Annotated in this window: 16 protein-coding genes; all 16 read right to left on the bottom strand. The window is 63.4% G+C overall.

The features are described 5' to 3' along the window. A partial coding sequence (locus AC54T3_RS01140; RefSeq protein WP_496621640.1) for a hypothetical protein occupies positions 1–510 on the bottom strand: 510 nt, incomplete at its 3' end. A 94-nt stretch (positions 511–604) separates the two neighbouring features. Next, positions 605–5125 carry a DUF4214 domain-containing protein gene (locus AC54T3_RS01135; protein ID WP_496621639.1) on the bottom strand — a complete coding sequence of 1507 codons (4521 nt, stop codon included), beginning with the start codon at positions 5123–5125 and terminating at the stop codon, positions 605–607. A 400-nt stretch (positions 5126–5525) separates the two neighbouring features. Then, on the bottom strand, positions 5526–8087 hold the full coding sequence (locus AC54T3_RS01130; protein WP_496621637.1) for a glycosyltransferase family 4 protein: 2562 nt from the start codon (positions 8085–8087) through the stop codon (positions 5526–5528). A 66-nt stretch (positions 8088–8153) separates the two neighbouring features. Next, a complete protein-coding gene (locus AC54T3_RS01125; RefSeq protein WP_496621636.1) occupies positions 8154–9179 on the bottom strand; it encodes a glycosyltransferase family 4 protein in 1026 nt (341 codons plus the stop codon). Next, the gene (locus AC54T3_RS01120) at positions 9176–10912 is read right to left on the bottom strand and encodes a class I SAM-dependent methyltransferase (protein WP_496621634.1); all 1737 of its coding nucleotides are present in this window, start codon (positions 10910–10912) and stop codon (positions 9176–9178) included. Before AC54T3_RS01120 ends, AC54T3_RS01125 begins: the two co-directional genes overlap by 4 nt. Before the next feature lie 182 nt (positions 10913–11094). Then, positions 11095–12351 carry an ABC transporter ATP-binding protein gene (locus AC54T3_RS01115; protein ID WP_496621632.1) on the bottom strand — a complete coding sequence of 419 codons (1257 nt, stop codon included), beginning with the start codon at positions 12349–12351 and terminating at the stop codon, positions 11095–11097. 5 nt (positions 12352–12356) lie between these two features. Next, on the bottom strand, positions 12357–13124 hold the full coding sequence (locus tag AC54T3_RS01110; protein WP_496621631.1) for an ABC transporter permease: 768 nt from the start codon (positions 13122–13124) through the stop codon (positions 12357–12359). 259 nt (positions 13125–13383) lie between these two features. Next, the gene (locus AC54T3_RS01105) at positions 13384–13590 is read right to left on the bottom strand and encodes a glycosyltransferase (protein ID WP_496621629.1); all 207 of its coding nucleotides are present in this window, start codon (positions 13588–13590) and stop codon (positions 13384–13386) included. Positions 13591–13838: 248 nt separating this feature from the next. Next, positions 13839–14537: an FkbM family methyltransferase gene (locus tag AC54T3_RS01100; RefSeq protein ID WP_496621628.1), complete on the bottom strand. Its 699-nt coding sequence runs from the start codon at positions 14535–14537 to the stop codon at positions 13839–13841. A gap of 585 nt (positions 14538–15122) precedes the next feature. Beyond that, on the bottom strand, positions 15123–16799 hold the full coding sequence (locus AC54T3_RS01095; protein ID WP_496621627.1) for an Aq_1262 family (lipo)protein: 1677 nt from the start codon (positions 16797–16799) through the stop codon (positions 15123–15125). 171 nt (positions 16800–16970) lie between these two features. Next, positions 16971–19325 (bottom strand): alkaline phosphatase PhoX, encoded by a 2355-nt coding sequence (locus AC54T3_RS01090; RefSeq protein ID WP_496621626.1) that lies wholly within the window; start codon positions 19323–19325, stop codon positions 16971–16973. A 137-nt stretch (positions 19326–19462) separates the two neighbouring features. Further along, entirely contained in the window at positions 19463–20629 is a 1167-nt protein-coding gene (locus AC54T3_RS01085; RefSeq protein ID WP_496621625.1) for a glycosyltransferase family 4 protein, read from the bottom strand. Positions 20630–20690: 61 nt separating this feature from the next. Beyond that, positions 20691–21722, bottom strand: coding sequence for an NAD-dependent epimerase/dehydratase family protein (locus AC54T3_RS01080; protein ID WP_496621624.1), 1032 nt, complete (start codon positions 21720–21722; stop codon positions 20691–20693). After that, positions 21719–22648 carry a glycosyltransferase family 2 protein gene (locus AC54T3_RS01075; RefSeq protein WP_496621623.1) on the bottom strand — a complete coding sequence of 310 codons (930 nt, stop codon included), beginning with the start codon at positions 22646–22648 and terminating at the stop codon, positions 21719–21721. Before AC54T3_RS01075 ends, AC54T3_RS01080 begins: the two co-directional genes overlap by 4 nt. Then, the gene (locus AC54T3_RS01070) at positions 22645–24753 is read right to left on the bottom strand and encodes a glycosyltransferase (protein WP_496621622.1); all 2109 of its coding nucleotides are present in this window, start codon (positions 24751–24753) and stop codon (positions 22645–22647) included. The genes AC54T3_RS01075 and AC54T3_RS01070 overlap by 4 nt, the downstream gene beginning before the upstream one ends. Beyond that, complete coding sequence (locus tag AC54T3_RS01065; RefSeq protein ID WP_496621621.1) at positions 24743–25504, bottom strand: ABC transporter ATP-binding protein; 762 nt, start codon at positions 25502–25504, stop codon at positions 24743–24745. Before AC54T3_RS01065 ends, AC54T3_RS01070 begins: the two co-directional genes overlap by 11 nt. Positions 25505–25507 lie beyond the last annotated feature (3 nt).

Here is a 25507-nt window from a genome sequence, read left to right as displayed (position 1 = left end):
GATGACGTAGTCTTCCGGCAGGTCGCCAGCGGCTCGCAGGTCCTGCGCCTCGACGACAGTGAAGATCTCGGTGTCGCCGATATCGACGGGGGTGTCGTTGCGCACCGCTGGCGCGCCGGGCGCGGGCACGGCGGCGTAGCCGAGGGTCTGAGTGACCAGTTCCTCGAAGGTCTGCGGCGTGGCGCCGACGCCGCCGATGGCACCGCCGACGTCAAAGCCGAAGCCGTTGGCGCCGTTGATGAGGATGTTGGTGCCGTTGCTCAGGGTCAGGAAGAGCTGACTGGTGCCGTCGGCCAGGGTGGCGAGCTGCGAGGAGGCAATCTCCAGGCCGCCGACGAGTTCAACGCGGTTGGCGCCCAGGGTGTCGTTGATGTTGATCGTGTCGCCGGCCTGAACGAAGTCCGGGGAGATGATGTAGGTGTCATCGCCGCCCAGACCCAAGTAGTTGCTGTCAGCTGCGGAGATGAGGATGTCGTCAGGTCCGTTGGTAAAACGAATATTGTCAGCCATTGCCGTTTCCTCTGTATGCGATTGCAGGTCTTGCTTCGGTTACGCGCCGGGCTTCCCGTGCGGGAAGCCCGGCATTGCTGGTTACCGCGGACGGCTACACCACTTCGATGAAGTCGACGCTCTGCGCGCCTACGCCACTGACCTCGATGGTGGACTCGTTGCCGGCTGGATCAATGTTGAAGAGATAGTCGAGTTGATCCTCGAACACGTTTTGGTTCACGTTGAACCCTCTCGCGGCGAGGATATCATCGATGGTGATCTCGCTGTCTCCAACATTCCTGAATACCAGGGTGTCTTCATCCGCGTTGAAGTTGAGGATTTCGGCGGTGCCATCGAAGCCAGGGCCGAACACCTCGTCCTCCGGCGAGCCGGAGATGTCGATGACGAAGCGGTCTTCTTCACCATCGACGGCGGTGTATTCGATGGCCTCGCCGACCAGGATGCCTTCCACCGGCGGCACCGGCGGCTCTGGACGATCGGCGTCGATCTGGAAGAGAACGCCGAAGCCGTTCGCAAGGCCAAATGCCTCGAGGTCGAGCTTTTGCTGCTCGGTCGGGTCACCGGTCACAACGATTTCGTTGTTGGTGGTGCGGGCAACGCCATTGAGCGTGGCGGGGTTATTGGCGAGCAGGTTCTCGGCCGAGTCGGCCAGGACGATGTAAGGCAGGTCGGCGACTTCCTCCGGAGTGAGCCCCAAAAGCGCTCGCAGGCTGAAGGACTCGGCCGTGATGGAGTCTCCGGCGGCATCCTCGGCGACGAAGTTGCCATTGGACATGCCGCTGACCGCAGGCATCTTGATAGAGAGATCCGCGCCGTCGGCACCGGCGATCTGGCCATTGCCGTTGGTGTCGAAGAACAGCTCGCCACGGTCGGTGTCGTACAGCGCCTTGAGGACGTCGTTGCCGAAACCGGTGCTCAGCTCGTTGAACTTGCGGTTGACGTCACCATCGGTGCCGCTCACGGAGCCGAGGAAGGTGAAGAACTGGAAGCCGAGCGTGGCCTGCAGATTGGCGACGACTTGCGAGACGTCAAGGCTGTCGGCCTCTTCCCCACTCGAGGTGAAGTTGAGGATCGTATCGCGCTCACCGGTGGGGGAGTCGTCGAAGCCTTCGTAGTAGAAGACATCGGCGCCAGCCCCGGCATCGACGGTCAGGTTAGTCGCGCTGACCATGCTGATGAGGTCGTCACCGCTGCCGGTGGTGATGTCGAGCCCATCGACGAATTGCGAAGCCCGCAGATCAACGCCAACCTGGGCGTCGATGTTGAGGTTGTTCGCATCGGTGCTGATGTCTTCGTCGGCACGGGCTACGGGGTCGATGATCAGGGTTAAGCCCAAGCGTTCGCCGGGGGCGAAGTCTGATGCAGCGTGATCGACATCGACATTGATGGTGCTGTACTCGTTGATGCGGATGGCCCGCAGTCCGCTGGACGCGATCTCCTCGAGCACCTGGATGTTGATGACGGTTTGATCTCCGCTGCCGTTGAGCGTGATCGGCCCGCCGAGGATCTGGCTATTAGTAGCGGCCGGGTTCGTGCTCGCCTCGCCGAGGATGACGTCGATGTTGCTGCTCAGGTTCTCCAGCTGCACGCCACCGGGAGTGATGTTGGCGATCTGGTAGGTGCTCACGCCCGAATCGCCGCCGGCATCGTAGATCCCGGAGGCGACGCGCGCGGCGCCGCCGGCAACGCCTAGTGCGCTGGCCACGTCGAGGCCGGCCCGGTAGCCGAACTGGACATGCTCGAAGCCCGCGACGCTGGCGTTGAAGGCCTCGCCTTCCTCCAGGTCGGTGCCCATGTTGCCATGCAGCACCAGGCTGTCGTTCTCGTTGTCGGTGCCGATCAGGTTGTCATCGTTGCCTTCCTGGTTCAGGGCGGCGTTGAAGCCCAGGGTCAGGTCGGCCTCCAGCTCGGAGCCGTCGACGGTCAGCGGCTTTTCGATGGCCGTGTTGGTCGGCTTTTGGGCCAGCTCCTGCACGTTGATGCCGAGATCCTTGTCGCCGATGAGCATGACCTCGCGCGCGCTGCCGGCGAACAGGTTGGACACGGCATTGGACTGCTCGCGGTCGAGGCGGGCCTGCGAGTCGATGGTGATGGTGTCGACCTCGCTGAGCGGATTGGCGTTGCTGTCGTTGCGGTCGATGCTCAGGGCGTTGACCACCAACTGGCCGTCGAAGCGGGCCGTGTTGTACAGCGTGACAAGCTGGTTGCTTTCCATCGAGCCGTCGATCGCGATCGTGCCGAAGAACTGATCGCTGTCGCTGTTGGCGTTGCCCAGGGTCTGGTTCTCGCCGCTGACGATGACGGTTGTCTCCGGCTCCAGATTACTCAGCGTGGTGTCAACCGCCCGCTGCTGCGGCGTCAAGGGTGGCAGCGGCGGGACATTCTGTGGCTGCAGCCAGGTGGCGACGACGATCTCGCTTAGACCACCGAGGTTGCCGGTGACGACGTCCTGCGTGGTGTCGTTCGCGCCTTCCACGACCAAGGCGTTGATGTTGACGAACTCGCCGAAGTTGGAACGTGCGACCACGTCATCTGCGGTGGTGCTGTCGACCGAGACGGTGTTGATGCCGTCGCCGCCATCGATGTCGATGGTGCTCTTGACGACCATGCCGGTGAGGTTAATGCGGTCGTCACCGAGGCCGCCGACGATGTCGAGCGCGAAGTCGACGTCGCGCGAGACGTTGGGGTCGACATCAAGGCTCAGGTTGTCGCCGCCGTCGCCGAGCAGGTAGCTGAACTGAACGGTACCCTCGGCCGGGTCGAGGTACTTGTTGAAGACCTCGTCGGTCAGGCTGGCGCCGAGCTTGATCGGGCTGACGAAGCCGGAGGCATCGAACACGCGCACATCGGTCAGCCCATTGTTGACCAGGCGATCGTCGGTGGTGGTGGACTCGCCATCGGAGGTTACGGTGCGGGAGCCGATTTGCAGCTCACCCTGGGCGCCGTCGAGTAAGTGGCTAACGTAGACCTCCTCGAGCTGGTTCTCGGTGTCGAAGGAGCGCCCGCTGGTGTTGGGGCTGTTGACCGAGGACAGGGAGGTGATGTGGCTGGCGCGGTCGACGATGACGTCCATCACCTCGATGCCGCGGTCACCGGACATCGCGGCCAGGTTGACGCTGCCGCCGCGCGAGCCGTTGCCGGCGCCGTCGAGCACCAGGGTGGTCTCGGTGGGGCCGTCCTCGTCGATGATGCCCACTTCAACGCGGTTGCGCACGTCGATGTCGGAAGCGGCGCCGAAGATCAGGGCTTCCTGGGCCTCAGCCGCGAAGGCGCGCCCCTCGGGATCCTCGATCACGAACAGGCCGCTACCCGCATCGGTGATGCTCAGGCCGCCGAGGCCGACTTCTTCCAGGGCCTCGGTCATGGCGACTTCCAGCTCGGCCCAGGTGTTGGCCGCGCGCATGGCGTCGTTGGCGAGGGTGAAGGATTCGCCGCCAAGGTCGAAGTTGACCTCGCGCACGGTGATGTTCTCGAGTTCGGCGCCAACCACCAGGTTACCGTTTTCGTCGACCTGCTGGATCAACAGCGAGAGAACCGATTCGGTATCGATCAGGCCTTCCATGTAGAGCGGATTGAAGTAGGCCTCGTAATCCACCGAAGGATCGGTCGAGCGCATGCCGAAGACCGTGTCCATGGGCACGGTGCGGATGTCTTCGATGCGGATGTCGCTGCGGCTGCCGTCGGTCCACCACTGCTCGACGCCCTGCATCTTTTCGGCATCGACGGTCGATGGATCGGTGGTGTTGTCGGCGGTATCGACCCGACGCGTCTGCGCGCGCAGGAAGACGTTCTGGATGTTGCTGGTGGTGGCCGAAATGGCGGCGCCTTGGAAACCATCGCCAATGGTGCCGGTGTCGATCAGGTCGGCGCGCAGGGTGTTGAGGCTGTCGGCACCGCCGTCGAGCACGTCGCCGGTCTCGAAGGTGTTGGCCAACTGACCGGAGCCAGTCTCGTTCTGGGTGACCGGGGCCTCGAAGGTGTTGTCAACGCCGTCGGCGCCCTGCAGGTTGTCGGCGCCCTGGGTCAGGGTCAGCACGGTCGGGATCGGCTCGCCGCCGGCCATGGTCGCGATCAGCGCGTCGGAGGCAGCGCGCGCATCGGCCATGCTCTGATTGGTCTCGTCGACTGCGCTCAGGATGGCCTGGGCGTCGGTGATGTCGTCACCGGTGAAACGGCGACCCTCGGCAGCGACTTGGCCAGTGAAGTAGAGCGAGAGATCGATCTTGTTGTTGAGAACCTTCAGATCGGGGGCGTCTTCGCTCTTGGCGCCGTTAGCGATGTCGGCGGCAATCTGGGCCAGCGACGAGGCACCGCTCTCGAGCAGATCGACATAGAAGTTGAGACCGGCCTCCTCCGGGTCGCGGTTGAACATCTGCTGGTAGAGCTGAGTGATGGCACCAGCGGCGTCGTCGAGCTGGCCGTCGTCGTCGAGGTAAGCAGCAAAGTTGTTGAGATACTCGGCGGAGCTGCCGAAGGCGTTGAGCACGTCGCCGATGCTGCTTTCGCCCTCGTCGATCTTGGTGGCCCAAAACTCGACGCCGCCCGGGTCACCGGGGCGTCCGTAGTAGGCGACATACATCTGTTGGACGGCAATCATGGAGTCTTGGCTTGCCATTTCTTCGTTCTCCTGTGTAACGCTAGGTCGGGTTCAGTCAGGGGTAGTTGGAGCTGAAGGATGAAGGATTGAGCGCTTGAGCTTCTGCGTCGGGGCTGGTGAAGGTGCCGCGCGATACTGCTCGCTGTGTTTTAGCCAATGCAAAAGTATCACGCTAGCCCCGCTAAGCCAATCACTATAGTCGGCAGTAAGTGCTGAAGCACGAACTTTACGGGGCAATGCTAGTATCGTCCGTGATGCAAAAAAGTCAAGCTGAAACACAAACACAACAGTTGGTGGCATCGAGCTAGAATTCACTGATAAAGAGGCGGCTTAACGGCTGATGCGCCGCATGATCTTACACTAAGGGAGTTTCCTTGTGCGAGCGCACATATCTACAACAAGCACCACCGCGCCGTGCTCAGAGCCGGTGCAGTAGGCGCTCGCCGATGGCGCGCCAGTCGTAATGCTGTTGGGTCAGGCGCAAGGCGGCCTGAAGGCGTGTGGCCCAGGCGGCGGCCGGCGTGCGCGCGAACCGCGCCAGGGCTGCGGGAAATGCGGCCAGCTCGGCGCACCAGAGATGCTCGCCGTCGATGAAGGCGAGCCCGCGGTTGCCGAACGGGGTGCTGAGGATGGGCACCCCAGCGGCGGCGTAGTGGAGCATCTTGAGGTTGGTGCCGGAGCCACTGGTGACGGGGTTGAGCGCCAGATCGACAGCGGCGAGCAGGCAGGCGAGTTCGGCATCGGCGAGTACGCCGAGCGCGTGCAGGTTGGCCGGGCGGCCCTGCATGAGCGGATGCGCGCAGACGCTGCCGACGATGAGAAAATCGATGCCCGGCTGTTGCGCGGCGATGGGCTTGAGCGCCTCGACGGCCTCGATGTTGGGTTGGTGCCAACTGCCGATGAACAGCGCCGTGCGGCGCGCGCCGAGGCCGAGGCGCCGGCGCGCGGCCTGGCGGGCTTGCGGATCGGTGAAGGTGACGGCGCGGGTGTCGACGCCGTTGGGAACCTCGCGGCAGCGGGCGGGTTCGATGCCGTAGCATTCGGCAAGGCGCGCGGCGTCGGCCTGGGTGCAGACGAGGATCTGCTCGGCGTCGTGGCAGAGGGCGCGCTCGGTGTCGGCGACTTGGTCTAGGTAATGGCTGGTGCTGCCGCTGCTGCCGGCGCCGAGCACGGCGCGCTTCATGTCCCATTCGACATTGTGGGCTTCATACCACAGGCGCGCGGGTTTGAGCGGCGCGATGCTGGGGTAGAGATAGGGATGGGAGGCGATGAGCAGGTCGCAGTCGGCGGCGGCGCTGGCGAGCGCCTCGGCATAGGCGGGCGTCTTGTGCTGATGCAGTAGGGTGGCGATGTCGCCAGCCGAGACGCCGAGTTCGGCGTCGAGTTCGGCGCTGGCCTGCCGGTGGGCGTGGCTCTTGGCGATGCGCTGTTCGACGAGGCCGGGGGCGAGTTCATGGCGCCCGGCGCTGGCGGGGTCGTCGCAGAGGCTGACGAGGGTGCAGTCGGCCTGCTCGGCGAGCGCGCGATAGAGATGGTAGATGCGCGCCTGACCACCGCCGCGCGGTGGATAAACCGGGAAGTCGACGGCGACGACGATTTGGGGCCGAGGTTTAAGCTGACGCTGAGCGCGGTTCTGCGCTGGTGCTTGCCTAGGCGAATGAATCCCTCGCGGCCCCCCTGTCTGTGTCTGACAAGCCTTTTGCTCTTGTGCTCGAACGGCTGTCCGTACTAGCGGAACCGGCGTGCGCAGCAGCACTTCGAGCGTGTGCGGCCAGTCGATGCCGGCTACTCGCGCGCGCGCGCGCTCACCCATCGCTTGGGTGGCGGCGGAGTCGGCCAGCAGCCAGCGCATGGCTGCGGCGAGCGCCTCAGGCTCGGGGGCCACGCTGTAGCCGGTGCGCCCGTGCTCGACGAGTTCGTTGACGCCGCCGGCGTCGGTGCTGGTGAGCACGGGCTTGGCGGCGCGCATCGCTTCCAGGGTGATGAGTCCGTAGTCCTCGTCGTAGGGGACGAAGGGCACGAACAGGGCGCGGCCGTATTCGGTGATGATCTGATCGTCGCTGATGTGGCCGAGGAACTGGATGCGTGGGTCGCCGGCAGCGCGTGCGCGCAGCTCGGCCTCGGCCGGGCCGGTGCCGGCGATGCGGAAGTGGCGCTCGGTCTCGACCTGACGGAAGGCGTCGATGAGCAGGTGCAGGCGCTTGGGATGGTCGAGCCGGCTGGCGGTGAAGATGTCTTGGTAGCCGATGCACTCGGCGCGCGGCAGGTCGGAGGGGTGATGCAGGGCCTTGACCTCGGCGCCGGGCGGGAAGTAGTCGGCGCGCTCGGCGACGGTGCGCGAGATGGCCAGGTAGCGGCGGATGGCGCCGGGGGCGAGGCCGATGTTGTCGAGTACATGGACGATACGCCGCACCAGGGGGCTGGGGAGCCGGAAATACTCGGCCAGCGCTGGGTCGGCGCAGGCCGAAGCAGCGGCTGCCGGATCAGTGAGCGCGGGGCTGGCGAGCGCGGGGCTGGCGAGCGCGGGGCTGGCTGGCGCGACCTCGGTGCGCAGGCGTTCGAGTTCGGCGAACAGCGGCTCGAGTTCGGCGCGCTCGCCGCAGCTGTGCTCGAGCAGGGCGCGCAGCGGTTGCAGGGCCTCTGGCAGGCGCGGCAGCGCGGTCGGCAGTTGGCTGAAATGGTAGGTGTCGTAGAGGCCGCGCAGTTTGTGCTGCAGGTAGCAGACGTGGTTGGGGTGGGCGACCATCCAGGCCGGGTATTTGGTGCTGATGACGAGGTCGAAGTGCTCGAGGTCGAGCTGGCTGAAAGCGCGGTAGCTGGCGATCAGGCTCCAAAAATCGTGCTCGGCGCTAGGCAGCTTGATGAGTTCGGCGTGGTGTTCGGTGTGTTGGTTGATGGCGCTGAGCAGGCCCCACCAGAGCTTTTCGGCCCCGCCGACGAGGAAGGGGACGGCGCTGGGGGCAACGAGGGCGATCTTCACGAGTGTCGAGTCCTTTACGGTCGGGCTGAATCCGGGGTTAGGGCTTGGGCTGCAGGCTGGGTATCATCAGGCGAGCAGCCTGGTCACCACCTGCGGCCAACTGATGTCGAGTGCGTGATAGCGTTGGTGGCCGGCGGCGCCGAGCGCGCGCGCGCGGGCCGGCTCGCGGTAGAGGCGATCGGTGGCGGCGGCGATGGCCTCGGGCGTGGGTTCGACGATGAGGCCGGTGACTTCGTGGCGCACCAGCTCGAGTGGGCCGCCGGCGTCGGTGCAGGTGATCACGGGCTTCGATGACAGCATGGCCTCGAGGGTGACGTAGCCGTAGTCCTCGTCGCGCGGGCCGTAGAACACGGCCAGGCTGTGGGCGTAGTAGGCGCGTTTTTCGGCCTCGCTGACGCGCCCGAGCAGGCGCACGCGCGCGCCGACGCCCAGCTCGGCGATGAGCTGCTCGCAGTGCGGGCGCTGGCCGCCGTCGCCGGCGAGCAGGAAGACCACCGGTGAGCGCACCTGGGCGGCGGCGCGGATGAGCAGTTCCTGGCGCTTGAGGGTCTCGAAGCGCGAGGGGAAGAAGAGGTAGCCCTGGGCCTCGGCGCCGTGGAAGCGCTCGGCGGCGTGCGGCGGATGGTAGAGCGGTTCGGCCTCGAGGCCATTGTATTGGCGCAGGCGCTCGGCGACGCGCCCGGAGTTGGCGAAGCGGCGCGGGATGCGGCCGATGGCTTGGTCGTCGAAGGCGTGGATGCGCGCACGCAGGGCGCTGTCCTCGGCGCTGGCCTGGGCCGGGTCGTGGAGTTCGTAGGCGCTGCGGTGCTGGTGCATGAGCCAGAGGCGGTGGTTGTCGTGCCGCACGCCGTAGGCCGGGAATTGCAGGCTGATGAGGGCGTCGACGCGCTGGCCGTTGGGCTGGTTGAGGTCGAGGCCGTCGCAGAAGGTCATGAGGGCGCCGATGTCTCGCGGGCGGTGGTAGTTGAACGGCAGGCGCAGGCACAGCGCCTCGTGGCCCTGGGCCTGAAGCGCGGCGGTGAGCCCTTCGATGTGGTAGTCGGCGCCGCCGTGCAGGAAGGGGGTGATGTTGGCGGTGACCAGGACCCTCATTGGTTCTTCTTGGCGCGGCTGGGTGCTGGCTTGCGAGCGATGATAGCGAAGTCTTGCGGCCAGCAAAGGTGGCCGTTGACGCGCTCGGTGAGCGGGTCGTCGCCGGGCACCTTGGCGCTGTCGGGATAGGGATGCAAGCGCCGAATCTCGGGGTCAGTGAAGCCGAGATAGCGCACCAGGAAGCGGGTGGCGGTCGGCGTCATCGGGTTGCGATGGGTCGGGTCGTGATAGAAGGTGTGGCTGCCGACGAGGACGTTCTCGGGGTTGGGGGTCTCGAGGATGAGCACGCCACCGGGGCGCAACGCGCGGTGGGCCTGCTCGAGCAGCGCGTGCAGCACGGCGAACGGCAGATGCTCGATGAGGTGGAAGGCGCTGACGGCGCCGAGGGCGGCGTCGGGCAGGGACTGGAGGGCGACGAGGGCGTCTTCGCAGCGTGCCTTGAGCCCTTGCGAGCGACAGCGCTCAACCATGACGGCGTTGGTGTCGATGCCTTGGGCGCTAAGGCCGTGCTCGGCGAGCAGCGCGAGCCATTCGCCGCGGCCGCAGCCGAGGTCGAGCACGGGCGCGTCCGAGGTGACGACGGCGGCGGCTTGCAATTCAGCGATATAGCCCTCTTGCGTGGCGCGGATCTGCTCGGGGGCGCCACGGAATTCCTCCTCGAAGGCGACATAGTAGGCGTCGAGGCGGTCGTCGGCGGTGTGCGCGATGGCCTGTTGCAGCGTTGCAGATCGGGGCGGCTCGACGGTGTTTGGCGATGATTCGGCGGCGTTTGGTGCGGGCTGACTGCCGGGCGTGGGCAGGGACTCCTGAGCCGCGCGTAGGGCTTGGAGCAGTTCCTGAGCTTGGCTGCGGTGGTAGATCAGGTCGCTGCGGATGAAGTCGAGATCCTTGCTCAGGCGCTCGCGGCGGGCGACTTCGCTGCCGATGGCGTCGCGGGCATCGGTGGCTAGGTTGTTGAGGTTCTCGAGGGTTGTTTTGGCGTCGTCGAGTTGCCGTTGCAGCCATTCGCCACCGCCGCGCAGCTTGGCGGTTTCGCTCTCGAGCGCCAGCGCGCGTTCGGCGAGGTTACGCTGGTCGCCGCGCAGGTGCTGCTGTTCGGTCTGGAGTTGCGGGATGTGCTGGACGTGCGTCTCGAACACTTGGGCGCGCTCCGTCAGATAGTCGCCCTGGCCGCGCAGTCGTTCGCCTTCGGTCTCGAGGGCGAGTGTGCGCTCGGCGAGGTGGCCATGGTTCTCGCGCAGATCGGCCAGCTCGGCTTCATGGGCTTGGGCGCGCGCGGAGTGTTCCTGGCGCATCTGTTCGAGCTGTTGCGCCAGCGCCGTCTGCTGTTGGGTCAGTTGCTGCTGGACGCGGTGCGCGAAGACCTCGGGATGCCGCCTCAGATAGCGCCGCTCGGCGCCGCGCAAGAGTGGACCCAGCACCCGTTTCACTGGCATCAGGCGATAGAGCCAGCGCCAGGGAGCAGGTTTGTCGAGCGGCGGGCGCGCCGCGAAGGAGCCACTTAGGCTACGGGCATGCGCCTTACCCTCGACCGAATAACGCAGTGCATAGAGCACCAGCAGCCGGCTGCCGCCTCGGCTGAGGTAAGGCCGATAGCTGCCGATTCCGGCTGGATCGGGCGCGCGGCCGAGCAGGTGCTGATAGGCCTGGGCGAGAAAGCCGTCGTGGTCGAGCGGGCTGAGCAGGATGCCGAGGCTGGAGACCGCCTCCGATGCCGCCCCAGGGTTTGGCATTGTGTCGACGGTTGGCTGCCTGTTTGACCCGACGCCTGACCCTGGGCGAGCGGCCACTGCGGCGGTAACGGCCGGGGCTGCGTTAGAGGTTGCCTCCTCAACGCCTGCAGCGGCTTCCGCTTTGATGCGCGCAATCAGGGCGTCGACATCCAGGGGCGGATGGGCGCCGGGGTGTTCTTGATTCATACAGCAGCGAGATTCGGGTGATGGGCGGATGACGCCGCTACCTCGCTCGCGCTGATCTGCGGCTCGAGGCGGGCAACGCCGTAGAAGACCGGGCCGATGATGCCGGCGACCTCGAAGCGGAGCAGATTATCGCACCAGTGGTAACAGTCTTGCAGGTGATTGTGGGCGCTGTGCAACGCGGCGGTGAGGGTGTATTGGCCAGGCGCAAGGTTCATCGGGAAGCGCAGTTCGACCACCTGGGCTTCGCCGGCGCGCGCGGCGAGTGGGTACTGGAGGAAGTGGCTGTTGGTGCCGAAGACGTCTTGGCCGAAGCGGTCGCGGATGAGGATGCCGAGCGTGAACTCATCGAGACTCTGATGAGCGGCGATGTGCAGACGCACGCGGACCGGTTCGCCGGCGCTGACGATGTGGCTGCCAGAGTCGTCGCCTTGGAGTTCGCCGTGGGTGATCTCGAGGGCAAGGTTGCCGTAGCCAGTGCCGTGCTCGGCGTCAGCACCAGCACTCGCACCAATACGCATGGCCATGGGCTCATCGTCGAGGCCGGCGATGAGGCGGTTGTAGTCGTTGACGGCGGTCTCAGGGGTGCCGGCGGCGATGAGGCGGCCTTGTTCGAGGACGATGGCGCGATCACAGAGCAGCTTGATGGCGTTGAGATCGTGCGAGACGAAGATGAGGCTGCCGCCGTTGTCGCGGAATTGTTTAATGCGACGGATACATTTTTGCTGGAAGTGGGCATCGCCGACCGAGAGCGCTTCGTCGACCAAGAAGCAGGCCGGATCGGCATGGATGGCGATGGCGAAGGCCAGCCGCATGGTCATGCCGGAGGAGTAGGTGCGCAGCGGCTCGGCGATGTAGTCGCCCAGCTCGGAGAAGGCGATGATGGCGTCGCGGCGGGCGCCGATCTCCTGGCTGCTCATGCCGAGCAGGCGGCCATTGCGCTCGATGTTCTGCAGGCCGGTGAGGCCGGTGTCGAAGCCGGTGCCGAGTTCGAGCAGGCCGGTGAGCTTGCCGCTGAGGCGCAGCTCGCCACGATCGGGTAGCAGTACGCCCATCAGCAGCTTGAGCAGGGTGGATTTGCCAGCGCCGTTGCGACCGAGGATGCCGAGGGTCTCACCGTGCTCGACCCGGAAGGAGATGTCCTCCAGCGCGGTATGGCGGCGGTGGCGTGGCTTGCGCAGCAGGCTTTCGAGCAGTCGATCGGAGGGGTTGTGGTAGAGCTTGAAGGTCTTGGTGAGACCAATGGCTTCGATCATAGGATTTAGATGAGGTCGCGGATGTCGCGCTCGAGGCGGGTGAACAGCCAGCGCCCGAGAGCGAACAGCAGGGCGGCGGCAGCGGCCAGCAGGATGAGACCCAGCGGCTGCGGGTTGGCGTTGAGCAGGACGACGGAATGGTAGGCATCGACCACCGGGAACATCGGGTTGAGCCGTAGCCAGGGCTGCATGGATTCGGGGATGATACTGAAGACGTAGACGATCGGGGTGAGCCAGAACCAGACCTGCAGCACCACGGTGACCAGCTCGCGGATGTCGCGCAGGAAGACGCCGAGGATGGCGAGCACCATGCCGAGCGCGTAGGCGAAGCTCTGCTGCAGCACGAAGATGAGCGGTATCCAGAGATAGTGGAGGCTGATGGGGTGCTCGATCAGCAGCAGGAAACTGAGGAAGAAGCCCATCGAGATCAGGAACACGATGCTATCGCTGAGCACGATGGACAGCGGCAGCCCCCAGAGCGCGAGCCGGACCTTGTTGATGAGGTGGGCCTTGTCGAGGAAGGCTGTGGTGGTGCGCGTGAGGGTCGAGGCGAAGGCGATCCAGCCGAGCAGCCCAGCGATCAGGTAGACGCTGTAGCTGAAGCTGCCGCTGATCTCGGGCAGGCGCGCGCCCATGAGCTGGGAGAACACGAGGATGAACACCAGCATGTTGATCAGCGGCTGGATGAAGGTCCAAAGCCCGCCGAGGACCGAGCCGGCGTAGCGGTCAATGAGGTCCTGGCGGGTGAACTGGAGGATGAGTGGGAGGTTCATTCGACTAACTGACTGTCCATTGTACGTCGCTCAGTGCGAACGACATAGACGGGCCGAGCCTTCTGCTCGTCGTAGATCTTAGCGATATACAGAGCAACAACGCCGACCGACAGTAGCGTTATGCTACCAAAAAACGAGATGGCTATAAGTACGGTCGTAAAGCCCGCAACAGCATTTCCTAAGAAATAGTTTATCAAGGTTTGGATCATCAAAATAATTGAAATAAAAACAGCTACTATTCCTAGTCCGGCGATTGCGATCAGTGGAGATCAGCGGTACCGTCCACCGATCCGTCATCCACGATTATTAACTCATAAGCCGAAACCAGATTTTCGACAGTGACAACTATAGCAGACAGCAAATGTGATACCGACTTCTCCTCATTATAAACAGGAACAACAACGGACAACTCTGGATTTTCGCTTTTATTAGTGCTTGTCTCCAGCGGAGCAGATATAGAATTCATCACGAATCTCGCAGTAGCCATCCCATTTTCGCGCGGTTATAAATTCACCATCGTACATGGAGCGATGGTAGACAATAAGTTTCCCCGGCTCCATACGTGTTAATTCTGCCTCTTCTTGCCTTTTTCCGCAAGGCACGATCAATCGCGCCGAAGAAACGCTGTTAGTGCAAGCCAATAATAATGTAGCGAACGATGCTGTTTTCAGAAAAATTGTATTGAATACGCATAGAAAATATTCGATTACTTTTTTACATTGCGAATATCGACTTCTTCTTGTCTAAGTTTTTTGTGCAGCGGGATTCCAGCTCGCGATAGACAACATCCCAAAGTTGCCCCCGAAAGTCGGAAATCCTGCTATTTGGGACGAGATAATAGTCCCAATAGAAGCGATCAACGACATTATCCCATTGTTCGCGATCGAAGGGATTACCGAAAAGGTCGCAAATGCTGTATCCAAGCGCGGTGGCAGTCTCGTACAGAGTCATGCGGTCGTGGCCATAGGCGGTATAGGACGAGAGGCCATATTCGACGGAGACGATCGGCTTGAACTTGGCCAGAGTCTGAGCGGCACCGAGCAGAATGTCGATCTCGGCGCCTTCGGTGTCGATTTTGATGTAGTCAAGGCGTTCGCCGATATGCTCACCGAGGGCGTCGAGCGTTGTGACATCGACGGCGATGGTCTCGAGCCGTTTGCCAGCGGGATCGTTGTAGAGGCGCTCGCGCAGACCGGATTCCTCGGGAGCGGTCTGGTTGACGACGAAGTCCATCCGCCCGCTCTCGCTGGAGAGCGCGTAGGGCAGCACACGAACACCGGGCGCGCGCCCGAACTCGCGTTGCAGCGCATCGCGCTGCTCAGTCAAGGGCTCGAAGATAACGACCTGACGGCAGCGAAGTTCGTTGACGAAGACGCGGGCATGGCGCCCGGCATGTCCGCCGATGTCCAGCACACAGCTCTCGGAACCAAGAAAACAGCGATAGCCTTGTTCAAGGACGCATTCCCAATCGAACGCGAAGGGCCGGATGGCGCGCTCCTCGAACCCAATGATCACATCCAAGGGCAGCATTTGCTGGGGCTCCAGGGCTAGGGCTGAGTTTGACCGTTGCGCCGTTCTGCGCTGACGAAGTCGCGGCGCTGTTGGTTCGGGCACGCCGATGTTAACGGTGCGGGTTCAGGGTTTCCACCCCTTGACGGTCATCGAATGTTCATCAATCGGACATCTCACCGTGATGATGTACCGAACGGCGCGGCTTAGGCTGTATGGTGCTCATCACGCCAGGCATGGCGAGCCCACGTCTGCTTTCTCGATCGATCACCGGAGTCTATTCCAGCCATGAACCGATACATTTATGCTAACGCTTGTTCACAAGCGCCAACACATGCACGCTCATGTCTGAGCGAGGGTGTATCTACTAGCCCTTTTAAGGTGTGTCGCTCTGTACAGTACTATTTTGGGATAGCCTGAGCAGTTACGCGCCCGCTCGCCAAGAGGCGGCTCGCGGGCTTTGCATGCCAGAGGAAGCTCGTGCTCCCCTCAGTGCTGATTGTCGATCGCCTCAGGGATCCCGGTAGGCTCACCGGTTGGCACCATCCAGTGCACGTTCAGCGGCGGACGTACTGTGGCATCGCGGCCATGGATGAAGCTCTGCTCGCGCACGATGGTGCGATAAGCCTTGTTCAGGGTCATGGCGCGTCCTGGCGAAGGATAAAGTAGCACAGCCAGGTCTTGGTGCAGTGCCTCCACCGAGGCGGGCCGCAGGCTGCCATCAAGGTTGAAAAAGCGCGCACGGATCTCGGCATTGGCGCGAAACTCGTCGCCGGCACCGTTCTCGCGCAGATAGCGCGTGTACTCGTACTCACCGTCGGCGGTCAGGGGCTCGGGAATACCGCGCAGCCCATGCTGCGACCAATGGAACCACCCTTGCTGCGAATGACTCGCATCGAGCTTGCGCGGGAAGGCGAAGGTGGTATCGGTGGTGCCGCCAAGGATGCCGTGGCAACCGATGCAAAAGGCGGTCTCCTCGTAGGTCTGCGGCCGCAACTGACCATCCGCGTCCTCGATGAAGCCCTGATAGACCCAACCCTGACCGTTGCTCATGCCGTGCTCCAGATCGCCGGCAAGCTGGCGCAGGCGGTCCGGGAACGCCCATTTCTCGACCTCGTCGGCATGCACGATGCCGTCGAGTGCCGAGTAGTCGACCCAGCGCAGCTTCTTGCCGTAGCGCAGCTCCTTCATGCGTGGGGTCAGCGCGGTATCACCATTGGTATCGGTGCCGACGTAGCGCACGCTATGCAGAAACGAAGTCCCCTCTGGATAGAGCCCGGCCGCGAGATGGATCTCGCCACTCTCAAGCAGGGTCTTGCCGCGACCGACATAGGACATGGCGCGGCCCTCGCGCGGCGCCCAGTCGTAGGTAACCTGGGTCGCGGTGCCGAGCTGGCCATCCTTGTCCAGATCCACCCCCAGCGCGACCTCGTCGGTCGGCTCGATGGCGACGTCGTTGCGCATGATCAGCGCCTCGACGATGGCCAGGTTGAGCGTATAGATGTCGCGATCGTATTGACCGGCGTCATCCTGACGTAGCGACTCGGGAAGGCGGATCAGGACGTCGTCGGTCGAGCCATTGGTCGGCCAGAAGGTGCCGAGAAAAGGATAGTAGCCAAAGGCCCGCCAGCCGGTATCGGTACCGCTCGGGTCGCGATCGAAGCCCTCGGCGTCGAAATCGAACCAACAATCCGGGGTGTAGCCGCTCCAGCGGCCATCGCCGTCATAGTCCCATTCAGCGGGCAGGTTGCGCAGCCGGTCGGCCAGGATCAGATTGCCATCGGCATCGCGATAATTGTCGACGTTGATATAGGCGTGCATCTCTTCGTCGCTGATTGCGGCGACCTCCGCGCTCCGATCAACGAAGAGATTTGTCCAACGATTCATTTCGGCATAGGCCGCGAAGTCGTAGGCGAGCTGCAGATCGTCGTCGTTCGAGTAGTTCGGGGCATCGCTGGCCTGATGGCAGCTGTAGCAGGGATTATGTACTTCGCCATCAAGATCGATAGTGTTGGTGTAGCACTGCGACGGGATATAGGCAGCCTTGTTGACTAGGCTGCGACTCAGCAGGTCACTAGCGAGGACAGGACTCGGCATCGCTAGGCTCAGGATTAGGCCGGCGCCAAGCGCGCTCGCGGTATGGGCTCGATGGCCAAGCGGGTACATGCGTGCTCTCCAAGGATCGCAATAGCGGAACGGAAAGAAAAAAGGGCCTCGTGTGTGCGAGGCCCTGATCGTGGATATAGCCTGATTTGGTTCGTGCACCGACGCACTGTGCTCCCTTGTGCTGATCACTGTGCTTGATCAGCACCCGGGAGCGAGTTCCGGAAGGGCCGTTCAGGGATTGGTCGGGAACGCCGGCATCGGGCCGATGTAGCCGTTATAGGCGCGTCCCTCGTCCTCCTCCATCAGCATGTCCTGGTCACTCTCGCCATAGGGGTGCTGCACGACGCTCGAGATGTAGGCGAAGCCGTTGATGTCGGGATAGAAGTACGGGGAGGTCGTCTCCGAACCATAAGGCGTGGTCTGGATGCGGGTCAGCCGCTCGGTGTTCAGGTTGTAGGCCCAAATCACATCGTTCTGATGCCCGCTGCCGGTATCTTCGCCAATGATCAACGTTGCATAGCCGGGGATGAAGGTGATGTTGTCCGGATTTGCGATTGCATTCAGGTCACAACTGTTGTTTACGAACGGACCATCCTCGGCGTAGGCCGGGATCGGGCTGTTAGGATCATCGGCCTGGGTCATGCGGCCCGAGACCAGGCCATACATGTTGGTCGCAACATAGTCGTCGGTCAGGTCCAAGGCGTAGACGGTGCCACAGTGGTTGAACGGCAGGCGGATGTGGTTCGGGCCACCCACATCATAGGAATCCCGTGGCTCTCCCCCGCGCATGAAGTCCTCCATGCCCTGATTGACTTCGCTCATCGCGATGTAGAGGGTGTTGGTCTCCGGGTTGTGGGTAATGCCCTCCATCTTGCGGAACTCGGTGGTCGCACCAAGCATGGCCGCGTAGCGGCGAGTCTCGAGCCGCGAGGCAGCGACCTCCATACCGTCGCGCAACATCAGGCACTCGTGGCCCCAAGTGGTATTGACCGAGCTGTAGCCAGCCGGGCACTGGTCGTTGACCGGGTCGACGGCATCGAAGATCTGATCGAAGGTGATGCGCGAATCGATCAGGCTCTTGACCTGGCTTGCCGTCGCTGGACCCATGTTGATCCACTCGATATTGGCGCTGCCGCCGTTCTCAGTTCCGGTCTGGACCCACTTGGCGGCATACAGGGTGCCGCTGCTGAGATCGCCGGCATTATCGGCCACGAAGCGCCAGAGGCCGACATTGGTGCCATCGTCAGAAATATAGACGGTCCGCTGATCGGGCATCACGTAACCGAGTTCGACCGCAGACCGACCCATCGCGTAATGCTTAGCGATGGCGACATTCTCGGCAAAGGTGCCGGCACCCATGTTGTCATCAGTGATGGCGACCTCGGTCACGAAACCGACGTTATACGGAGTCGGGTCGGTTGGGCTGGTGAAACCGCGCACGAAGCGATTCCAGTCGCTCTGGTTCAGTTCACCCGTGGCCGGATCCCAGAGGCGTGCATTCGGCTCGTACTCCTCACTGCCCAGGTGGGTATTCCAAGGCGTGACGCTGCCAGCGCAGTGCTGCCAGAACAGACCGAGTGGGGTCGCGTCGATGGGCTTGGTGTCAAGCGGTTGCAGCAGGCCGCTGATCGGATCTTGATCAAGCTCGGTGACGTAGACGGCGCCAGGCTCGTACTCGAACCCGGAGACCGCGAACAGCTTGTCGCCGTGCGGGATCAGTGACGAGAAGTCATTATCGATCGAAATCTTGAGCGAGCCATCCTCCATGATGAGCGGATCGCCGTTCATACCGAAGACCTGACCAAAAGTGCCGGTACCGATCTGATCGCCGCTGCGCGCGATGGTATGGAAGCCAATGGCGTAGCTATCCGCGCCGATTCGGACCTCATCAGAGGCGAGGATAGCGCGCTTCTCGGCGTCGGTTTTCGGCACCGGGACGCTAGCGAAGCAAAGCTCCTCGGCGCTTGCCGACAACTCATCGTTGGCTTCGGCTTTGGCCGCATCTGCAGCGCCAGAGGTACCCGTGACACCAGCCAGCAGTGCAGTCGCGGCATTCATGTCGTAACGGCTGCAGAGCGCTTCGGCGGTTGCCGTGAAATACTCCGCGACCTCACCGCGATTCGCAATGACATCCGCGTCAACGCCCGTCGCGCCGTTCAGAATATCAAGCGCAATCGCGGCCAAAGTCGTCTGCCGTCCCCCCTCGTTCAAGCCCGAGTTATTGGTGCCGTTCAGCAGATCCAGGTAGAACGCACGTCCCGTCTCATCGGCATTGCGGCCAAATGCCTGCTGATAGAGCCCATTGATGAGATCAGCTTGATTCAAGGCGCCATAACGCTCTTGAAACTCGGGAGAGTTGCCAAAAGCATCGATGACCGTGTCGAGGTTACCCCCCATCTGGGTCAGAATGTTGGCCCAGTATTTCAGACCTTCCGGGTCTGCTGGCCGGCCATAATAGGCAATGAAGGCGTCTTGAATTTCGGATTCATAGGAGCTGTTATGGCCGTCTGCCATTGCAGCGGAGAAACCGGTCGCAAGCGTTGCGGCGCTGGTCAGGAGCGCGAGGTGTTTTATCTTGAAGATCATCGGTGGCTACCTTTTGATCAAGGGTGGCTAGTAGAAGCCCTTCAAGAGTACGCATCAATGATGACGATAAGGTTGCGCTCCTGTGACGATCCGTTATCGCTCTGCGCTACCATCCGTGTGCGGCTAATCCCTGCCGTCTATACCCATGCCATGACCGAATCATAGGCGGCGAGGGTTTTGGCCACGGTGTGCTCCCAGGAAAAGTGCCGTGCTCGCTGCAGACCGGCCGCAATAGCATGCTGGCGCAGTGGCTCATCCTCGACGAAACGACGCAGGCCGGTGTTGATCGCCGAGACATCTAGCGGGTCCACCAAGAGGGCCGCGTCACCGGCAATCTCGGGCAGCGCGGAGACCGCCGAGGTTAGCACCGGCACTCCGCTGGCCATGGCCTCGAGGATCGGGATGCCGAAACCCTCGTACAGCGATGGCAACGCAAAACCAAAAGCACCCGCATAGAGCGCTGGCAGCTCGGCCTCCGCCACATAACCAAGCCGACGCAGCAGCGCGCGCCGCTGCAGAGGTTCCGCCTCGGCCTGCAGCGCATCACCCCAGCCATGGCCGCCCACCAACACCAACGGATAGCGGGCCTGAAGACTGGCGGGCAAGCCAGCGAACGCCTGCACCAGCGCGCGCAGATTCTTACGCGGCTCCGGAGTCGCAACCGCAAGCAAATAGCTGCCATGGGACAACTGATAGCGCCGCAATACCGCCGCAGTCTCATCAGGGCCGCGCGGATGGAAGCGTGCATCGACCCCGTTGGGTGTTACTCGGATACGCTCCGGTGCTACCCCGAGCTGTTCAATCAGCTCATTGCACACGAACGCCGACACCGTCAGCAGCAAATCCGCGCGCGCGAGCGTTTGCGGCATGCCGCTTTCCATGATGCGGCGCGTCTCGGGCTTGAGGGTCTGCGGATAGTGGAGCCAAGCCAGATCATGAATGGTGGCCACGCTGGGACCAGCGAAGGGACGCAGCACGAAATTTGGCTCGTGATACAGACTGCCCGACGGCGGGCGCAGACTGAGCCGCCGCCAGTGCCGAGAGGCTGATCCGGGGGCATAAGGGATCAACAAACCTCGCACGCGCGCATAGCCCGGGATGGTATGTAAGAGTCGGCGGATCGATGCTGGGGCCAGAGGTCGCTTGGCGGCGCCCTCCGTCAAGAGACGGCCGCTTGCCACTCGCTCTAGCCGCAGCTCAGGCCGTTGCTGGGTGATACCGCGATAGAGCGCCCAGCCATAGGTGCCGATCCCGCTTTGTGGACCGAGTAGGGCCTCGGCGCCGAAAATCAGACGATTCAGCATGGGGGTCGCAACATCTTAACAACCACCGGCTGACAGTCCAGATAGTGAGCTAAAACTGGAATCAGCAATCATTCGCGAGTCGCCGTATTTCCTCGCCAAGCCCATACTGCGGTGAGAAGCCTAAATTGGCACCAATCGCGCTGGCGTCGTACCAGGCATCGGCTGTGAGCTTCCGCAGCGTCTCCGGGGTCAGCGGCATCGGGCGCCCACTGCTGCGTTCGATGACTGCGCCCAGCCGAGCTGCGGCCCGCAGCACAGATAAGGGTACCGTCCAGCTCGGAATCGGCCGGCCGAGGGCGAGGCAGGTTTGCTCGTAGATCCAGCGGGTGGAATAGGCCATGCCATCGGTCACCAGAAACAGTCGGCCAACCGCGTTGGGGTGCTCCGCTGCGAGCAACGCCGCAGTGACCACATCCTCTACATGGATCGCGCTGCGGTGGTTGATGCGCCGAGGCCAGGGTGGGAATCGGTGCCTGGCGACGGCGGCAACGATCCGCGCTACATTGCCGTCGATTCCCGGCCCGTAGACCATCGGCAGGCGTAAGATAGAAACGGCGAAGTCATCCCTGTTCACCGCTAGCAAACGCTGTTCGGCGGCAAGCTTGGCACGGCCGTACTCGGACGTCGGCGCTGCGGGCTTGGTTTCGTCGACCGACCCGGAGCGAGCATCGGTCGTCTCTCCCATGGCCTTGACGCTGCTGACGAACAGGAGCCGCTTGACCGATGCGTTCAGGGCCGCGTCGAGGAGATAGGCCGTGCCCTCGGCGGTGACGTCTTGATGCGTCGTCGAGTGCTCGGTCAGGCTGAAGCGGTCGCCGCTGATCGCGGATGGACTGGCGAGATGGAAGATCCCATCAACGCCCTGGAGCACCCGAGCCAAGGTCTCCGGTTGGCACAGGTCGCCTTGGAGAAGCCGGACATTCGTTTCCGGCCACAGGCATGCTGCCCGCCCGGGGTCGCGCGTGAGGACGCTGACGTGGGCGCCAGCACCGATCAGGGTGCGCACCAGGTAACGACCGATCCGCCCGGTTCCGCCGGTCACCAGCACTGGCATACCAGCCCAAGGCTGTGTTGCTGGACGTTCGGGGATCACCGCTTTGTCGCCTTTTTCCATGCCCACCGAAACGGCTGCAGGACGAGCCACAGACCGAAATGGAGCCAGATGCCCGCGTAGATGAGCAGTCGGAACGGCTGGACATAGTCTCGGGCTTGGAATTTACGAAAGAAGCGACTCATGCCCCGGTGCTTGTGCCAGGCCACGGACAGCCCATGGCCGACGCTGCAGGTGCCTTTGTAATGTATGACATCGGCATCGGGCACGAAGTAGATCGCCCAGCCGGCCTGAACGAAGCGCACGAACCAGTCGAGGTCTTCGCAGTGGAGGAAGTAGCCTTCGTCCAGAGGTCCGACCTCTGCGAGCGCGCTTCGGCGCACCAACATGAAGGCGCCTGAGATGGCATCCACCCGCGTCGGCTGCAGTGGGAGCGCTTGATCGAGGATTTCGACACCGAGTCTGGACGCTAACCCTGGCCAGAGCCGGTGCAGGCCGGTGAAACGCAGCAAGGCAATCCAAGGATTGGGAATGACCCGCCGACTCGCGACCTGCTCCGAGCCGTCTGGGTTGCGCGTGACGCAGCCGGCCATGCCGACATCTGGTTGTTCTTCCATGAATTGCAGCATCCGTTCTAGGGTATGGGGTCCGACGAGACAGTCTGGATTCAAGAACAATAGATAGGGCGCCACGGCCTGCTCCAAGGCTCGATTATTGGCGCGCGCGAACCCCAGGTTCGCGCGGTTGCGAATGATGCCAAGGCGCAGATCATGGTCGCAGCGCTCCTCGAGGCGTAACAGGCTGTCATCGCTGGAGCCGTTGTCGCTGACCAACACTTGCACCGAGTCGTAGGACGTCAGCACGGCCTCGACGGCCTTGGCCAACAGCGAGCCGGCATTGAAGTTGACGATGATCACGCTGAGTTGCGTGCCAACGCCCTCATGCTGGGGAGAGGGCGGACGGCTCATACCGGCTCGGCCTCCGATTCACCTAGACCGACGATGGCGGCGAGTGCCTTGCGGGCCGTAGCGAAGCCGAACTGTTGCTCCATGACCGCCAGACCGCCTTCGGAGAGGCGATGCCAGAGGGCTGAGTCCCTGTATCCATCAAGTAACGCCGAGGCGAACTCCGCCGGCGTTGCCGCGATCAGGGCCGACTCGCGATGCACCAGGGCCATGCCCTCGGCGGCCTCCGGGGTCGCCACCACTGGCAGCCCCGAGGCGAGGCTGATGCTGATCTTGCCCTTGACGCCAGCGCCATAGCGAAGCGGCGCCAGCGCGAGCCGGCAGCCATCGAGATAGGGCTCCAGATCCGGCACATGCCCGAGCACCCGCACATTCGCCGAGGCCAAGGCGCGCACCCGTGGCGGTGGGTCGGCACCGATGATCGAGCAGTGCAAGGCCGGTTCTTCCAGCAGCACCAACGGCAGCACCTCGCGACAGAACCAGAGGATGGCATCGGTATTCGGCGGGTGGGCGAAGGCGCCGACGAAGAGCAGACCAGCCCGCGCGCTGAAGCCGCGTTGGCGTCCGCGCAGGGCGTGGATATTCGAGAGCACCCGCACATCGACCCCCGGCAGCTCATGCGCGAGCAGGTCTCGCTCATAAGGGCTGACGACCAGCCCCAGATCAGCCCGCCGGATCAGGTCCAGCTCTTGATGCTTGCGCCGCTCGGCGGCGGCGCGCGCCGAGGCGCTTCCGGTCAAGGTCGCTAGGCGCGCCTCGCGTAGGAAGTGCAGATCGACGGTGTCATAGAGCAGCTGCGCCCGTGGGCAATGCCGCCGCACCGGCTCCAGCAGCCGGCTGCCCGCCTCGATCCGACTCAGGATGACTAGGTCATGGAGGCTGCCCCAAGCCCTGAGATAGCCGCTCAGGGACTTGACGTAGGGACGATAGAGCACCTCGATCCCACGCTGCTGCAACCTCGAGACATAGGGTTCGGGCGCTTCTAGGTTAAGCGCAGCGAAGGTAGGCTTGAAGCCGAGTTCCTGCAATAGGGTCAGCAGGTTGGCCATCCGCAGCGAGCCGGATTCCCGGTCTGGGGTCAGCATGTAGGTGTCGACGATCAGCGCGCGGCGGCGTACATAGCGTTCCTTCTGCAACTCCAGCGCCTCGCCGCGCGCGCCATGGGCGCTCAAGACCTCGCGCCAACGCTGCTCGAACACCTGCTGGTGGGCGCGCTGATAGCGTTTGAGGCCCGTGGTCTCATGCTCATCGGTGCCACAGCTGCTGCCTTCGAGATGGACCACCCAGGCCAACGGATGATAATAGACACGGGCACCGCTGGCCCGCACCCGAAAGGCCAAATCCGCGTCTTCGTAGTAGGCGGGTGCGAAGGCTTCGTCAAAGCCGCCGAGACGCAGGAACAACTCGCGACGGATGGCTAGGGCGGCTCCGGAGACGTAGTCGACTTCACGCAGGTAGCTGTACTCGGGTCGGCCAGGGTCGTCGAGGTGGCCATAGTTCCAAGCCGAGCCATCGCGGAACAGGATGGCGCCGGCCTCTTGCTGACGACCGCTCGGGTAGATGAGACGGCTGCCGATGATGCCGGCCTCGGGCAGGGCCGCGAAACCGTCGACCAGCGCGTCGAGCCAGCCGGGTTGGACCAGGGTGTCGTTATTGAGAAACACCAGGAGCGGGGCCTCCGCCGCCGCCGCGCCACAGTTACAGGTGCCGACGAACCCGAGGTTGCGAGGATTGCGCAGCACCGTCAGCCCGCTCGCGCGAGCAAGCTCTTCGGCGGTCTCGTCGCTGGAGGCGTCATCGACGACGATGACTTGGAAGCCGACCCTGGTCGCATGTGACTGTAGCGCGCTCAGACAGCGGTAGGTGTGCGCATAGCCGTTGTAGACGGGGATGATGATCGATACCGCTGGCGGCACGCCGGGCTGAAAGACCAGTGGGCGGTAGGGTAACGGCACCGCCGGCAGAACCGGCCGCGCACAAATTCTAGCCGGGGTCGTGCGCAGCCGCCGCCTCATCTTGCCGAGCAGCGTTGGCCAGCCTTCGGTGGCCAACACCTGCCGTGCGCGCGACCAGTAACGCCCCCAATGCGCGACCAGGCTATCGCCCATGATAGTAACCCAGTACCTCGTCAACGGTACCGGTCTTGGTAATTCGCCCGTGCTCGAGCAGCAGGGCCTTATTGCACAGTTGGCGCAGCAAGGGCGGGTTGTGAGCCGCTAGGACCAGGATCGAGGCCTCCTCGGAAAAGCGCGTGATCCGCGCCTGGGCTTTTTCAATGAAGGCGGCATCACCGGTGCCTAGCCCCTCGTCGACGAGCAGGATGTCGGGGCGAATCGAGGTGCATACCGAGAAGGCGAGGCGCATGCGCATGCCGGTCGAGTAGGTGCGCATGGGCAGGCCCAGGAACGAGCCCAGGCCGGAAAAGTCGGCGATCTCGTCGACCTTGTCGTCGATCTCGCGGCGCGTGAGGCCCAGGTACAGTCCGCGCAGGACGATGTTCTCGTAGCCGGTGCTGTCCATGTCCATGCCGAGGGTGATATTGAACATCGGCACCGGCGTGCCTTCGATCTGGACGGAACCCGTGCCCGGTTCGTAGATACCGGCCAGCACGCGCAGCAGAGTGCTCTTACCCGCGCCGTTGTGGCCGATCAAGGCGAGGCGGTCGCCATGCTCGAGCCGTAGATCGATCTGGTCCAGGGCGCGGATACCGGTCACTGCTCGCGCGCGACCCTCGGCGACCACCTCGCCGCCGGTTCCGCTGTCGGCGCCACCACCGAAGAGGGTGCTCTTCAAGGAGCCGCGCGCGGCGTCGTAGATGGGAAACAGCACCGTGACGGCGCTTAGTTCGATGAATGCCACTGT

The sequence above is a fragment of the Halochromatium sp. NSM3 genome (assembly GCF_059621085.1).
The sequence above is the reverse complement of the archived record's forward strand: the minus strand, read 5'-3'. Positions and strand labels throughout refer to the sequence as shown.